The sequence below is a fragment of the Agarivorans sp. B2Z047 genome (assembly GCF_023373605.1).
Classification (GTDB): domain Bacteria; phylum Pseudomonadota; class Gammaproteobacteria; order Enterobacterales; family Celerinatantimonadaceae; genus Agarivorans; species Agarivorans albus.
Genome location: NZ_CP088080.1, coordinates 26,726 through 41,490, shown reverse-complemented (window position 1 = coordinate 41,490; position 14,765 = coordinate 26,726). Strand labels below are relative to the sequence as shown.

The following is a 14,765-nucleotide window of genomic DNA, read 5'->3' as shown; positions in this document are numbered from 1 at the left end:
AAGCTACCTAAAGTAACTTAATCACCCAGCCAAAGGTGCTGGGTGAGAGGCACTTTATTATTGCGAAAGATAATCCCTTCATCCTCAAGACGCTGACGCTGACATTGATATTGCGGGGAGCCTTCTGGGAAGGAGATCATGCCTTTAGCATTAATCACTCTATGCCATGGTAAATTGGAGTCTTCGGGTAAGGTTTTTAAGCAGCGCCCTACTGCACGCGCCATTCGAGGATAACCAGCCATTTCGGCAACCCCGCCATAAGTGGCCACCTTCCCTTCTGGAATATGGCCAATCACCAACCAAAACTTAGCGAGGTAGTCTTGTTGATCCATGCTTGTTTAGCTTTGCATCCATACTTCGCTAGCCCAATCCCAGATGGTATCCCACTCTGGTACTAGATCTTCTTGGCCTTGCCAGTAGCCAATTTCACCTTCTTGGCTAATGAAGTAGAAGTTGTCACCATTTTGGCAAATAGGAATAAACTCACGCGGTAAACCTAAGCTCCATGCGGTAGCCGCTACCTCTGGCAAATAAGTATGTAAGTAAGGGTCACTAATGGTTACAGGCTCTAAGCTACCACAGATAACATTACTAACGGTAAGTTGGAAAGCACGCAGATCACTAGGCATGGGAATTAAGATAAGTTCTTCAACTTCAACTAATTGCGCTTCTGTTGGTGGCTCACTAGGATAGGCGCCAGACTGATCGGCAGCTCTAATTTCATCGATTAATTCTTGCATGCTTGTCTCTCCGCGGCATTGGCATACAATGCCTGTTGCTAAAACTGGTGCACAGCTTACCTAGAAGACTCTCAATCAGCAAAGGAATATCCATGCCACTTCACGCTATAACTGTAGAACCCGAGCAAGCTGCTCGCCATTGTATTATTTGGCTACATGGCTTAGGCGCAGGACCAGAAGATTTTGTCCCTTTAGCTAAGCAACTAAAGCTGCCCGATGAAGCAGCAGTGCGCTTTATCTTTCCAGCAGCGCCCGAGCGCGCCGTTACCGTAAACGCTGGCTACTTTATGCCCGCTTGGTACGACATACTGGCATTTTCACCGCAGCGTAAAATTAATCAACAGCACTTAAAACAAGTAAGCCAAGAAATTAGCCAGCTAATTGAGCAACAACTTGCTCAAGGCATCCCCAGTAAAAACATTATTTTGGCCGGTTTCTCTCAAGGCGGTGCGGTGGCGTATCACTGTGCATTAAACCTAAAGCATGCCTTAGGTGGTGTGTTGTGTATGTCTACTTACTTAGTCAATGAAAGCCTGCCTAAACAGCACTTCCAAGCTAATACGCCGATCCTCATCCAGCATGGCCGACAAGATGATGTGGTTGCCCCAAGCTTAGGTGAGCAAGCCTATCAGCAACTATCAGCTTTAGGCTACCAAGCGGAATTTAGCCTATTTGATATGGCGCACAGTGTATCACCGAGCCAAATAAAGGCGATTAAAGCCTGGATAGGCGCCCGTTTAAACTAAATGATGGGCTTGCTTTAAGCATTCTAGGAAACAAGCCAATATCCGTGAGGGTTTGGGTGATATACGATTTACCGCTAAAAACGGACAGTCATAGCTAAACACCTCGCCACCAATGGCTCTAATCAGGCCTTGCTCTACAAAACTACGTGCATAATGGTCGGGTAAATAAGCCAAATAGCTGCCCGACAACAATAAAGTTGCGACTGCTTCTTGGTCATAAGCGGTGGCGTGTCGCTTAAAGCCTTTTTGCTGAGAAGTATCCATATTAGGTGAGTTGTGGCCAAGGCCTGCATATTTTTGGCTAACAATCTCTTGCTCGCTAATCGTAATATCACTGCGTTTAAACAAGGGGTGATGATAGCCACAATACAGAGACATTTTTTCATCAAATAACCACTGATAGGCCAAACTGGCAGATTGACGCGGCCCCGGCACCACACCAACATGATAACGCCCTTCTATCACTCCACTTTCGATCACCGATAAGGTTTCTACGTATAAATCTAAACTAACCTTGGGTGCTCGTTGGTCGAATAGCTGTAATGCTTGGGAGATTTTAGCTTCTTGGTTGGTGACGGTTTTATCGAACAAGGCAATGGCTAGGTTACCGGTCATTTCTTTATGTAAGCCTTGGACGTCTGCGCGAAACTCATCTAAGGCGCCCATCAAACGTAAGCTAGATTGATAGATATGTTGTCCTTCGGCACTTAATACAAAACCCGCTCTGCCCCGCTGGCATAAGGTAACCCCAAGGCGGATCTCCAAATCCTTAACATGTCGGCTAATGGTTGAGCGACCAATATTGAGTTCGACTTCGGCTGCCGAAATACCTCCACACTCCACCACTACCCTAAAAACTTTTAGCAGGCGTAAATCAATATCACTAAGTTGACCCAAAATTGTCTGCATTATGTTTCACTCTTATGAAACTTTAGATTCAAAGATACATATTTATGTAACTTAAAACCAGCATTAGGCTAAACCTAGCGTAAAGCTTTGCTAGGAGAAGCAAATGGCCACATTGCAAGATATGGGAATTACTCAAAATCAACTTGATAGCCACTGGATGGCTTATTCAGGTAATCGCCAGTTCAAACAAGATCCACGCATGATTTGCCAAGCTAAGGGCAAATATTACTTCGACGCCGACGGCCGAAAAATATTTGATGGTTTGTCAGGCCTGTGGACTTGCGGCTTGGGACATGGCCGCCAAGAAATAGTAGATGCCATTGCCCAACAGGCCAGCCAGCTTGATTACTCACCGGCTTTTCAGTTTGGTCACCCAAAATCATTTCAGCTGGCAGAGCGAATTACCGAGTTTATGCCGGAGGGCTTAAATCGAGTATTTTTCACTGGCTCAGGCTCTGAGTCTGCCGATACCTCACTAAAAATCGCTCGCGCTTATTGGCGTAAAAAAGGCCTTGCCAGTAAAACCAAATTGATTGGCCGCGGCAAAGGCTACCACGGGGTAAACTTTGGTGGCATATCAGTGGGCGGCATAGGCCCAAATCGCGCCATATTTGGTGCTGGTGTAGATAGCGCTCACATGCGCCATACGGTATTGCCAGAAAATGCCTTTACTAAAGGCCAACCTAGCCAAGGCGCTGAACTCGCCAATGACTTAATCGACTTAATCGCCATGCATGATGCTTCCAATATAGCGGCAGTGATTGTTGAACCTATGGCCGGCAGTGCTGGGGTAATTCCACCACCGGTTGGCTACTTAAAGCGTTTACGTGAGATCTGCGACCAACACCAAATCTTATTGATTTTCGATGAAGTGATTTGTGCTTTTGGCCGCTTAGGTTACAAAACCGGAGCAGAGGCCTGCGGCGTTACACCAGACATCATTAACATGGCCAAGCAGCTCACCAATGGGGTTATTCCTATGGGAGCAGTGGCCTGCAAGCAAGAAATTTACGACACCTTTATGGACGAAGGTGGTCCAAACTACATGTTAGAGCTGCCCCACGGCTATACCTACTCAGCTCACCCTATTGCTTGTGCCGCAGCACTTGCCTCTTTGGACTTATTGGAAAAAGAACAGATGTTCGAGCAAGTAAGGGAAATGAGCCCAGTTCTTGAACATGCCGCGCATCAGCTAGGACAGTTGGATTTAGTAAGCGATGTAAGAAACATGGGCTTAGCCGCAGGCTTAAGCCTTGTTCATGCACCCGGTGAGCCAGCACTTAATCCATTTTTAGTGGCCCAACAAATGTGGCAAAAAGGATACTACGTGCGCTATGGCGCCGACACCATACAAATAGCGCCTCCGTTTAACGTAAGCGCAGCAGAAATCGACAGCCTATTTAATGCCTTAGGCGACTCCATCAACCAACTATCAGGCCAGGCCTAAGCCTATAAGGAAAGCTTTATGTCTATCATCGGTCATTTAATTAACGGCGAAAACCACAACGACTACACGCGCTCACAAGATGTGTATAACCCTTCTACCGGTCAAGTTGCTAGCCAAGTTGCCTTGGCTGACAAAACTACGGTTGAGCAAGCCATTAGCGCCGCTCAACAAGCTTTTCCCGCTTGGCGAGATACGCCAGTGGCAAAACGTGCCCAAATTATGTTTCGCTACAAAACCTTGCTGGAAGAGAATGCCGAGCGCATTTGTGAACTGGTAGGCCAACAGCACGGAAAAATCGTCCATGACGCTATGGGCGAGCTTACCCGGGGCATTGAAAATGTTGAATACGCCTGTGCTGCACCCGAGGTACTTAAAGGTGAACATTCGCGTAACGTTGGCCCAGGCATAGACTCATGGAGTGAATTCCAAGCCTTGGGAGTAGTAGCTGGGATAACCCCATTCAATTTCCCTGTAATGGTGCCTATGTGGATGTTCCCTATGGCACTTATGTGCGGGAATAGCTTTGTATTAAAACCCTCTGAGCGAGATCCGTCGGCGACAATGCTAATTGCCGAACTCCTTCATCAAGCAGGATTACCAGCAGGTGTATTTAATGTAGTGAATGGCGATAAAGAAGCCGTAGATACCTTACTTACCGACCCTCGTGTTGCAGCAGTAAGCTTTGTAGGTTCTACCCCAATCGCCGAGTACATATACAGCACCGCTACCGCCAATGGTAAGCGCTGCCAGGCCTTAGGCGGGGCAAAAAATCACGCCATCATCATGCCTGATGCCGATTTAGATAACGCCGTAAACTCTCTACTTGGCGCAGCTTTTGGCTCCTCGGGTGAACGTTGTATGGCCTTATCGGTTGCGGTTGCCGTAGGTGACGAAATTGCCGACAAGCTGGTAGATGGTTTAACTCAGCAAATGCAGAACCTAAAGGTTGGTGCCTACTCAGATAAAGAAAACGACTTTGGACCACTAATTAGTGGCGAACAGCGAGACAAAGTTGAAATGTACATTAGTAGTGCTGAAGCAGATGGCGCCACCGTAGTTGTAGATGGTCGCAATACTCAAGTAGCGGGCTACCCTAATGGCTTCTACGTTGGAGGAACTCTAATTGACCATGTCACCGAAACGATGAAAGCCTACCAAGAAGAGATTTTTGGACCGGTGTTGTGTGTGGTTCGAGTGGATAGCATGGAACAAGGTATGCAACTGATTAACAAGCATCAATTTGGTAATGGTACTTGCCTATATACCCGTGATGGCGAGGCTGCACGTTACTTCTCAGACAACATTCAAGTTGGAATGGTAGGTATCAACATTCCTTTGCCTGTGCCGGTTTCTTATCATAGCTTTGGTGGTTGGAAGCGTTCTTTGTTTGGTGATTTACACGCCTACGGACCAGATGCTGTGCGCTTTTATACTAAACGTAAAACCATTACCCAGCGTTGGCCATCAGCGTCGGTACGCGAAGGGGTAAATTTCTCATTCCCTAGCTAAAGGGCTTATTTGTCTTACTAGCCCAGCTTAAGGCTGGGCTAAGCAGGTAGGCAGCTACCTATAAGATTTGTTTTAACAAACGGTCAGCGCGCACTCTGTTTATTCGTTTTAGCAAGCGCTTCACTGGCAAGGGGTAATTAGCCAGGCTGTCCAAATCTGCTACACAATGCACTAACTTTGTGTGAGCCAATATATTATTCAGCTCGACCTCCTTTTGCTCACTTAACAATCCTTTCGGGTCATCAATCAATAAGCCATTCTCTAAATCCAAGTTCCAAGCGCGTGGATTCAAGTTATTACCGGTTAATAAGCTATAGCGCTCATCGACCCACAAACCTTTTACATGAAAGCTATTATCTTGATGCGACCACAAATGAATACTTAACAAACCACTATTTATGTATTTTAGCTGGCGTTTAACAAACTTAGACAAATTCAGTTCGTACAGATAAGGTAGCGCATGGATAACCTTAAAGTTTTCATCTGGCTTGCTGTAAAAGTCGCTTGCGGTTTTATCGCCAACAATCAGCTTTACTTTCACACCATTTTTTAAAGCTTTGCTAATTTCCCTAGACAAGCTACCTGGAGGATTAAAATACGGCGTGCATAAGGTTATTTGATGGCTGGCTTTTATGATCAGCTGGCGAATGGTTTTATTGAGTAAATTTTGGCGACGCCCCAAACCCAGTAAAGGTGTGATGCCAACTTCAGATTCCTCACATTGCTGAGGATAGTAAGAGTATTGCTCACGTTGCAATGACAAGCGTAAACGACGAATAGCAGGCTTTAGCGAACGAGTAGTCACCGGCTCATTTGTCGATAAGCTAGACACTGCTTCGCTATTCACTAGGTACTGCTCTACATAGTCAACCATCGCATTAGCTAGGCGAGCATTATCAATCAAGTGGTAACGATCAAAGCGGTAGCGCTGTTGCTGCGCTAAATAGATATTGTTAATACTGGCACCGCTATACACTACCGTATCATCAATAATGCTACCTTTTAAATGCAGTACGCCAAACAATTCGCGATTACTCACAGGCACACCGTAGAAGGTAATAAGGCCTGGGTAACGTTGTTCATACTCACGGTACATCGCAGCGTTACCCTCGGCCTGCTCATCGCCAATCAAACCACGTTGAGCACGATGCCAATCAACTAAGACAACAACTTCTAGCTCTGGGTTACGCTGTTTAGCAGAATACAGGCCTTCCATTATGCTGCGGCCAGCTTGATCATCTTCAAGGTAAAGCGCAACGATATAAATCCGAGACTTAGCCTCAGCTATCTGCTCTAGCAAGGCAAGGCGATACTCTTCTGCACTCAGCAAGGTTTTAAACTGCAGTGGATCTTGCGCAATTTTGGGAAGAGACTGTAACGATGCGTTACGAGAAAAACGTGGAGTCATTAATATAGATTCTTGATTACTAGCACTATGCTTGGCTAATTGTAACAAAGGATCAGCTTGGCCACTAAGAAAGCTATCAACAAAGCGTAAAATTGCTGCTAGCTCCACACAACTATGGCGCACAAAGAAAAAGGGCTTCCCATTGGGAAGCCCTTTACTATTTGGAGCCTAGCAGTGACCTACTTTCACATGGGGAAGCCCCACACTATCATCGGCGCAGTTGCGTTTCACTTCTGAGTTCGGCATGGAGTCAGGTGGGTCCACAACGCTATTGCCACCAGGCAAAAACTTTTACATTGTTCACTCAAGCTAGTTGGCGAGGCCAAAATTTCCTTAGCTAGAGTAAAAAGCCCTCGTCATTAGACGAGGGCTTAGTATAAGAGCCTGGCGGAGACCTACTTTCACATGGGGAAGCCCCACACTATCATCGGCGCAGTTGCGTTTCACTTCTGAGTTCGGCATGGAGTCAGGTGGGTCCACAACGCTATTGCCACCAGGCAAAAACTGTTGTCTTTAACATTCGAAAAAGCTGAAACATCTCATGAGCACTAACAAGTATTCATGGTTTCTAAAATAAAGTATCTATAAGCAACACCCTTTAGGTGTTGTATGGTTAAGCCTCACGGGTAATTAGTACAAGTTAGCTCAATGCCTCACAGCACTTACACACCTTGCCTATCAACGTTGTAGTCTCCAACGGCCCTTCAGAGGACTTAAAGTCCTAGTGAGAATTAATCTCGAGGCCTGCTTCCCGCTTAGATGCTTTCAGCGGTTATCAGTTCCGAACGTAGCTACTGGGCAATGCTATTGGCATAACAACCCAAACACCAGCGGTTCGTCCACTCCGGTCCTCTCGTACTAGGAGCAGCTCCCCTCAATTCTCAAACGCCCACGGCAGATAGGGACCGAACTGTCTCACGACGTTCTAAACCCAGCTCGCGTACCACTTTAAATGGCGAACAGCCATACCCTTGGGACCGACTTCAGCCCCAGGATGTGATGAGCCGACATCGAGGTGCCAAACACCGCCGTCGATATGAACTCTTGGGCGGTATCAGCCTGTTATCCCCGGAGTACCTTTTATCCGTTGAGCGATGGCCCTTCCATACAGAACCACCGGATCACTATGACCTACTTTCGTACCTGCTCGACGTGTCTGTCTCGCAGTTAAGCTGGCTTATGCCATTGCACTAACCGTATGATGTCCGACCATACTTAGCCAACCTTCGTGCTCCTCCGTTACTCTTTGGGAGGAGACCGCCCCAGTCAAACTACCCACCAGACACTGTCCGCAATCCCGATAAGGGACCAACGTTAGAACATCAACACTACAAGGGTGGTATTTCAAGGTCGGCTCCACGTCATCTAGCGACAACGCTTCAAAGCCTCCCACCTATCCTACACATGTAGGGTCAATGTTCAGTGTCAAGCTGTAGTAAAGGTTCACGGGGTCTTTCCGTCTAGCCGCGGGTACACCGCATCTTCACGGCAATTTCAATTTCACTGAGTCTCGGGTGGAGACAGCTTGGCCATCATTACGCCATTCGTGCAGGTCGGAACTTACCCGACAAGGAATTTCGCTACCTTAGGACCGTTATAGTTACGGCCGCCGTTTACCGGGGCTTCGATCAATAGCTTCGCGCGAACGCTAACCACATCAATTAACCTTCCGGCACCGGGCAGGCGTCACACCGTATACGTCATCTTTCGATTTAGCACAGTGCTGTGTTTTTAATAAACAGTTGCAGCCAACTGGTATCTGCGACTCTCAGCAGCTTAGGGAGCAAGTCCCATCACCATCAAGAGCGTACCTTCTCCCGAAGTTACGGTACCATTTTGCCTAGTTCCTTCACCCGAGTTCTCTCAAGCGCCTTGGTATTCTCTACCCAACCACCTGTGTCGGTTTGGGGTACGGTTTCGTATAATCTGAAGCTTAGAGACTTTTCCTGGAAGCAGGGCATCAACCACTTCGTGTCCGTAGACACTCGTCATCAACTCTCAGCGTAATGTAAACCCGGATTTGCCTAAGTTTACCGCCTACTGCCTTTCACGTGGACAACCATCGCCACGCTGGCCTAGCCTTCTCCGTCCTCCCATCGCAATTATACGAAGTACAGGAATATTAACCTGTTTCCCATCGACTACACTTTTCAGTCTCGCCTTAGGGGCCGACTCACCCTGCCCTGATTAACATTGGACAGGAAACCTTGGTCTTTCGGCGAGGGGGCTTTTCACCCCCTTTATCGTTACTCATGTCAACATTCGCACTTCTGATACCTCCAGCAAACCTTACGATCCACCTTCAACGGCTTACAGAACGCTCCTCTACCGAGCATGCAAGCATGCTCCCGTAGCTTCGGTGGTATGTTTAGCCCCGTTACATCTTCCGCGCAGGCCGACTCGACCAGTGAGCTATTACGCTTTCTTTAAATGATGGCTGCTTCTAAGCCAACATCCTGGCTGTCTAAGCCTTCCCACATCGTTTCCCACTTAACATACACTTTGGGACCTTAGCTGACGGTCTGGGTTGTTTCCCTTTCCACGACGGACGTTAGCACCCGCCGTGTGTCTCCCGAGTAGTACTTGATGGTATTCGGAGTTTGCAAAGGGTTGGTAAGTCGGGATGACCCCCTAGCCTTAACAGTGCTCTACCCCCATCAGTATTCGCTCGAGGCGCTACCTAAATAGCTTTCGAGGAGAACCAGCTATCTCCCGGTTTGATTGGCCTTTCACCCCCAGCCACAAGTCATCCGCTAATTTTTCAACATTAGTCGGTTCGGTCCTCCAATTGGTGTTACCCAATCTTCAACCTGCCCATGGCTAGATCACCGGGTTTCGGGTCTAATCCCAGCAACTATGCGCGCAGTTAACACTCGGTTTCCCTACGGCTCCGCTATTCGCTTAACCTTGCTACTGAAATTAAGTCGTTGACCCATTATACAAAAGGTACGCAGTCACCCCACAAGGGGGCTCCCACTGCTTGTACGTATACGGTTTCAGGTTCTATTTCACTCCCCTCACAGGGGTTCTTTTCGCCTTTCCCTCACGGTACTGGTTCACTATCGGTCAGTCAGGAGTATTTAGCCTTGGAGGATGGTCCCCCCATATTCAGACAACATATCACGTGTGCCGTCCTACTCGATTTCACTTAAAGTAGATTTTCATGTACGGGGCTATCACCCTGTATCGCCATCCTTTCCAGAATGTTCCACTAATCACCTAAAAGCTTAAGGGCTAATCCGGGTTCGCTCGCCGCTACTACCAGAATCTCGGTTGATTTCTTTTCCTCCGGGTACTTAGATGTTTCAGTTCCCCGGGTTCGCCTCGCAACGCTATGTATTCACGTTACGATACTGCATAAAATGCAGTGGGTTTCCCCATTCGGAAATCTGTGTCTATAACGTCTTTTATCGACTTAACACAGCTTATCGCAGATTAACACGTCCTTCATCGCCTCTGACTGCCAAGGCATCCACCGTATACGCTTAGTCACTTAACCATACAACACCTAAATGTTGTCGCTTAAATCACTTGAATGGTCAGGCTGTATAAGTCCTGCCATTCGAGTACGATCACCTTATTTTTGAATACCAAGAACACTTGTTATTAAACTCATATTCTTGAGATATTTTTTATCAGCTTTTCCAAATTGTTAAAGAGCATTGGTTCATAAAAAAACCAAAGGTAAATGGCCAAGTTTCGGCGACTTATCTTTGGTTTTTAGGTAAGAAGTGGTGGAGCTATGCGGGATCGAACCGCAGACCTCCTGCGTGCAAGGCAGGCGCTCTCCCAGCTGAGCTATAGCCCCATTTCTTACTTAGTTGGACCCTGGTAGGTCTGGGCAGACTTGAACTGCCGACCTCACCCTTATCAGGGGTGCGCTCTAACCAGCTGAGCTACAGACCTAAATAGGTGCCAACTTTCTCTTACTTTCTATCAAGCAATCTGTGTGAACACGTCACAAAACCTAAGCATCATAATAAGGAGGTGATCCAGCCCCAGGTTCCCCTAGGGCTACCTTGTTACGACTTCACCCCAGTCATGAACCACAAAGTGGTGAGCGTCCTCCCGAAGGTTAAACTACCCACTTCTTTTGCAGCCCACTCCCATGGTGTGACGGGCGGTGTGTACAAGGCCCGGGAACGTATTCACCGTAGCATTCTGATCTACGATTACTAGCGATTCCGACTTCACGGAGTCGAGTTGCAGACTCCGATCCGGACTACGACATGCTTTTTGGGGTCCGCTTGCTCTCGCGAGTTCGCATCCCTCTGTACATGCCATTGTAGCACGTGTGTAGCCCTGCCCGTAAGGGCCATGATGACTTGACGTCGTCCCCACCTTCCTCCGGTTTATCACCGGCAGTCTCCCTAGAGTTCCCACCATTACGTGCTGGCAAATAAGGATAGGGGTTGCGCTCGTTGCGGGACTTAACCCAACATCTCACGACACGAGCTGACGACAGCCATGCAGCACCTGTATCTGAGTTCCCGAAGGCACCAAGGAATCTCTTCCAAGTTCTCAGTATGTCAAGGGCAGGTAAGGTTCTTCGCGTTGCATCGAATTAAACCACATGCTCCACCGCTTGTGCGGGCCCCCGTCAATTCATTTGAGTTTTAACCTTGCGGCCGTACTCCCCAGGCGGTCTACTTAATGCGTTAGCTGCGTTACCCACGAGTTAAACTCACAGACAACTAGTAGACATCGTTTACGGCGTGGACTACCAGGGTATCTAATCCTGTTTGCTCCCCACGCTTTCGTACATGAGCGTCAGTTTTTGTCCAGGTGGCCGCCTTCGCCACTGGTATTCCTTCAGATCTCTACGCATTTCACCGCTACACCTGAAATTCTACCACCCTCTACAAAACTCTAGCTTGCCAGTTCCAAATGCCATTCCCAGGTTGAGCCCGGGGATTTCACATCTGGCTTAACAAGCCGCCTGCGTACGCTTTACGCCCAGTAATTCCGATTAACGCTCGGACCCTCCGTATTACCGCGGCTGCTGGCACGGAGTTAGCCGGTCCTTCTTCTGTCGCTAACGTCAAAGATAGCAAGTATTAATTACTACCCCTTCCTCACGACTGAAAGTGCTTTACAACCCGAAGGCCTTCTTCACACACGCGGCATGGCTGCATCAGGCTTTCGCCCATTGTGCAATATTCCCCACTGCTGCCTCCCGTAGGAGTCTGGGCCGTGTCTCAGTCCCAGTGTGGCTGATCATCCTCTCAAACCAGCTAGGGATCGTCGCCTTGGTAAGCCATTACCTTACCAACTAGCTAATCCCACTTGGGCTAATCTTTACGCGAAAGGTGCCGAAGCATCCCCTCCTTTGGTCCGAAGACATTATGCGGTATTAGCAGTCGTTTCCAACTGTTGTCCCCCACGTAAAGGCATATTCCCAAGCATTACTCACCCGTCCGCCGCTCGTCAGCAAAGTAGCAAGCTACTCTCTGTTACCGCTCGACTTGCATGTGTTAAGCCTGCCGCCAGCGTTCAATCTGAGCCATGATCAAACTCTTCAATCAAAAGTTTTTTCGCTCAAAGTTAAAAACTGAAATTATTACTGTGTTTTACAGTGCAAGACTCCAGTTCACTTAAGCTTAATTTTTTCGCTTAAGGTCCTGTGAGTGCTCACACAGATTGCTTGATAAATTGTTAAAGAGCGTTGCTTCGTTGCCGAAGCGAGGTGCGCATTCTACGCTTTCCTCTGTGGCTGTCAACCGCTTTTTAATATTAATTAAGAAGAAGTTTTTCAACCGGTCAACTCAGCCCTAGGCCTTGCTAACCCTGACGTAGCCTTGCTTTGCTTTAGCGCGCTGCGTGCCGTGTCAGTGGAGGTGCATTATAGGGATCGATTCCCGCGGCGCAAGCGTTTTTTGAAGAAATATTAGGATTTTTGTTTAAGTGGTTAAAGCTTGTGCAAATCCACACAAAAACTATAGATTTCGCTGATTATTTATCCAGTTTTGCGAACTGAGTAGCAAATTCATCTACCTTCGCCCAATCAGTTAACTCTAGGTCTTGGCTTTTGTCGGTGCTACCACCGGTCATTTTCATGATGAATTGAATAAGCAGCGCTTGCCACCAAGTGTACTTTGAATAAAGCAATGCACCCGCAAACACAGCCTGCAATTTAGGCATCCAAGCGGCATTAAGGTTTAGCTTCTTCATATATACACTAGTTTCGGGCGTATTTTTTTCTGGCTTACGGGCGGTAAGGCACACACCAAAGAACGCTACAGGAACATTAGCCAGTTGGTTTTGGTACTTGGCTAACAAGGAATACAGTTGCGGCCTGAATTTACCATAACGAATGGATGCGCCAATGAGTACTTTGTCATAGGCCGTTAAATCTAGGCTTTGTTGATTACTATCTATCTGTATGTAATCAGCCGCTACCTCACCTGCTTGCTGAGACACAATATGTTTAGCAATCTTTAAGGTTTGTCCTTCGCAGCTTGAATATAATACTAACAACTTCATGATTAACTTTTCCAAAACACTGGGGTAAATAGTACCAATAAGGTAAACACTTCTAGGCGGCCAAATAGCATAGCAATTAACAATACCCATTTGCTGGCGTCGCTTATATCTGAATAGTGCACCGCTACTTGACCAAGCCCCGGACCAAGGTTGTTTAAACAAGCCACCACTGCTGAAAATGCCGATAACTCGTCCATACCTGACGCTATAAGCCCCAACATACAAATAACAAACACTAATGTATAGGCAGAGAAGAAGCCCCATACCGCTTCTAATACTCGATCGGGCAAAGCTTTATTTGCCAACTTAATTTGATAAACCGCACGAGGGTGAACCAGGCGCTTGAGCTCTCGCATGCCCTGCAGACTTAACAGAAATACCCGAATTACCTTTAAGCCACCACCGGTCGAACCTGCGCAACCACCAATAAAGCTAGAAAATACTAACAACACAGGCAAAAACAATGGCCACTCAGAGAAACTGGTGGTAGTAAAACCAGCTGTCGTTGAGATGGACACAGATTGAATAAAGGCTTGGTCTAGCGCAACCGTGGGTGAGCTATAGACTTGCTGGGCTAACAAAATAGCCACACAAATCAGAGTTAAGCTAATCTGAATAAAGAAAAACGCTCGGCACTCAGGGTCAAGAAAATAGTACTTAAAGGTGATGTTGCGACCATTTACCGCGGCAAAGTGTAAAGAGAAATTAATCCCGGAAATAATAAGAAACACCGCACAGATGGTATTAATGAGAGAACTATCGAAGTGACCAAGGCTGGCGTCATAGGTAGAAAAACCACCAATAGCAATGGTGGAGAAAGCGTGACAAATCGCATCAAACATCGACATGCCCGCCAACCAAAATGCCACCGTACAACTAATAGTGAGAAACAAATAGATGTACCAAAGCACCTTGGCGGTTTCGGCAATTCTGGGGGTCATCTTTTTGTCTTTAACTGGACCGGGAATTTCGGCGCGATATAACTGCATGCCCCCAACCCCAAGAATAGGCAATACCGCAACCGCTAATACAATGATGCCCATTCCACCCAACCATTGCAGCATTTGCCGGTAAAACAAAATACCTTTAGGCAGGTTTTCGATACCAACAATCACTGTGGCGCCGGTTGTGGTTAAGCCAGAAAATGATTCAAAAAAGGAGTCGGTAACCGACATGTTGGGGTTTTCGGTAAGAATAAACGGCAGCGCACCTACGCTGCCCAGCACTGTCCAGAATAGAACAACAATGAGAAAGCCTTCTTTGGCTTTAAGCTCAGTTTTTTGATGCCTTTGTGGGAACCACAATAGAAAACCAGCGCTAACACACAGTGCAAAAGCGGCCATAAAGGCCTTACCAGCACCATCTTTATATACCGCAGCGACAATAGCCGGAACGATCATAGCGAGACTAAATAGCATTACTAGAAGTCCAACGATCCTAATAATCGCTCTGATCTGCATCCGTGTCGTATCTCTTTCTAAATAAAGTTAATGCTGCATATCTTGAAGTAAAGCGTTGCACAA

The 14,765-nt window shown here is 47.2% G+C and carries 9 protein-coding genes, 2 tRNA genes and 4 rRNA genes; 3 read left to right on the top strand and 12 right to left on the bottom strand.

Features of this window, described 5'->3' with window-relative positions:
- Positions 1-17: 17 nt before the first annotated feature.
- Both LQZ07_RS00180 and LQZ07_RS00175 read right to left on the bottom strand, forming a co-directional pair.
- On the bottom strand, positions 18-332 hold the full coding sequence (locus LQZ07_RS00180) for an MGMT family protein (protein WP_016403852.1): 315 nt from the start codon (positions 330-332) through the stop codon (positions 18-20).
- 6 nt (positions 333-338) lie between these two features.
- Positions 339-740: an SMI1/KNR4 family protein gene (locus LQZ07_RS00175; RefSeq protein ID WP_152784011.1), complete on the bottom strand. Its 402-nt coding sequence runs from the start codon at positions 738-740 to the stop codon at positions 339-341.
- A 92-nt stretch (positions 741-832) separates the two neighbouring features.
- Here LQZ07_RS00175 and LQZ07_RS00170 point away from each other — a divergent pair, with 92 nt between their 5' ends.
- The gene (locus tag LQZ07_RS00170) at positions 833-1,486 is read left to right on the top strand and encodes an alpha/beta hydrolase (RefSeq protein ID WP_152784013.1); all 654 of its coding nucleotides are present in this window, start codon (positions 833-835) and stop codon (positions 1,484-1,486) included.
- Here LQZ07_RS00170 and LQZ07_RS00165 read toward each other — a convergent pair.
- Positions 1,478-2,395: a LysR family transcriptional regulator gene (locus LQZ07_RS00165; RefSeq protein WP_152784015.1), complete on the bottom strand. Its 918-nt coding sequence runs from the start codon at positions 2,393-2,395 to the stop codon at positions 1,478-1,480. The two genes, LQZ07_RS00170 and LQZ07_RS00165, sit on opposite strands and share 9 nt — an antisense overlap.
- Before the next feature lie 103 nt (positions 2,396-2,498).
- Here LQZ07_RS00165 and LQZ07_RS00160 point away from each other — a divergent pair, with 103 nt between their 5' ends.
- Together LQZ07_RS00160 and LQZ07_RS00155 are read left to right on the top strand one after the other, a co-directional pair.
- The gene (locus tag LQZ07_RS00160; protein ID WP_152784017.1) at positions 2,499-3,842 is read left to right on the top strand and encodes an aspartate aminotransferase family protein; all 1,344 of its coding nucleotides are present in this window, start codon (positions 2,499-2,501) and stop codon (positions 3,840-3,842) included.
- 18 nt (positions 3,843-3,860) lie between these two features.
- Positions 3,861-5,351: a CoA-acylating methylmalonate-semialdehyde dehydrogenase gene (locus LQZ07_RS00155; RefSeq protein ID WP_152784019.1), complete on the top strand. Its 1,491-nt coding sequence runs from the start codon at positions 3,861-3,863 to the stop codon at positions 5,349-5,351.
- Between the two features lie 58 nt (positions 5,352-5,409).
- Here LQZ07_RS00155 and pssA read toward each other — a convergent pair whose 3' ends face one another.
- From pssA to LQZ07_RS00110, 9 genes are all read right to left on the bottom strand, one after another.
- Positions 5,410-6,882, bottom strand: a complete 1,473-nt coding sequence (pssA, locus tag LQZ07_RS00150) for a CDP-diacylglycerol--serine O-phosphatidyltransferase (protein WP_249483440.1) — start codon at positions 6,880-6,882, stop codon at positions 5,410-5,412.
- Between the two features lie 43 nt (positions 6,883-6,925).
- Positions 6,926-7,041, bottom strand: a 5S ribosomal RNA gene (gene rrf / locus LQZ07_RS00145).
- Positions 7,042-7,141: 100 nt separating this feature from the next.
- A 5S ribosomal RNA gene (gene rrf, locus LQZ07_RS00140) occupies positions 7,142-7,257 on the bottom strand.
- A gap of 111 nt (positions 7,258-7,368) precedes the next feature.
- Positions 7,369-10,258 (bottom strand): 23S ribosomal RNA (locus LQZ07_RS00135).
- Between the two features lie 233 nt (positions 10,259-10,491).
- Positions 10,492-10,567, bottom strand: a tRNA-Ala gene (locus LQZ07_RS00130).
- Between the two features lie 21 nt (positions 10,568-10,588).
- Positions 10,589-10,665: transfer RNA gene (locus LQZ07_RS00125), tRNA-Ile, on the bottom strand.
- 74 nt (positions 10,666-10,739) lie between these two features.
- Positions 10,740-12,284, bottom strand: a 16S ribosomal RNA gene (locus tag LQZ07_RS00120).
- The 16S, 23S and 5S rRNA genes sit together here with 2 tRNA genes alongside, the layout of an rRNA operon.
- Positions 12,285-12,711: 427 nt before the next feature.
- Complete coding sequence (hemG, locus tag LQZ07_RS00115; protein ID WP_152785050.1) at positions 12,712-13,242, bottom strand: menaquinone-dependent protoporphyrinogen IX dehydrogenase; 531 nt, start codon at positions 13,240-13,242, stop codon at positions 12,712-12,714.
- Positions 13,243-13,244: 2 nt separating this feature from the next.
- Positions 13,245-14,702, bottom strand: coding sequence for a TrkH family potassium uptake protein (locus tag LQZ07_RS00110; protein ID WP_051147556.1), 1,458 nt, complete (start codon positions 14,700-14,702; stop codon positions 13,245-13,247).
- Between the last annotated feature and the right edge of the window lie 63 nt (positions 14,703-14,765).

Coding starts and splice junctions, on each gene's coding strand:
- LQZ07_RS00180 (WP_016403852.1), bottom strand. CDS start 332: ATGGATCAACAAGACTACCTCGCTAAGTTTTGGTTGGTGATTGGCCAT.
- LQZ07_RS00175 (WP_152784011.1), bottom strand. CDS start 740: ATGCAAGAATTAATCGATGAAATTAGAGCTGCCGATCAGTCTGGCGCC.
- LQZ07_RS00170 (WP_152784013.1), top strand. CDS start 833: ATGCCACTTCACGCTATAACTGTAGAACCCGAGCAAGCTGCTCGCCAT.
- LQZ07_RS00165 (WP_152784015.1), bottom strand. CDS start 2,395: ATGCAGACAATTTTGGGTCAACTTAGTGATATTGATTTACGCCTGCTA.
- LQZ07_RS00160 (WP_152784017.1), top strand. CDS start 2,499: ATGGCCACATTGCAAGATATGGGAATTACTCAAAATCAACTTGATAGC.
- LQZ07_RS00155 (WP_152784019.1), top strand. CDS start 3,861: ATGTCTATCATCGGTCATTTAATTAACGGCGAAAACCACAACGACTAC.
- hemG (WP_152785050.1), bottom strand. CDS start 13,242: ATGAAGTTGTTAGTATTATATTCAAGCTGCGAAGGACAAACCTTAAAG.
- LQZ07_RS00110 (WP_051147556.1), bottom strand. CDS start 14,702: ATGCAGATCAGAGCGATTATTAGGATCGTTGGACTTCTAGTAATGCTA.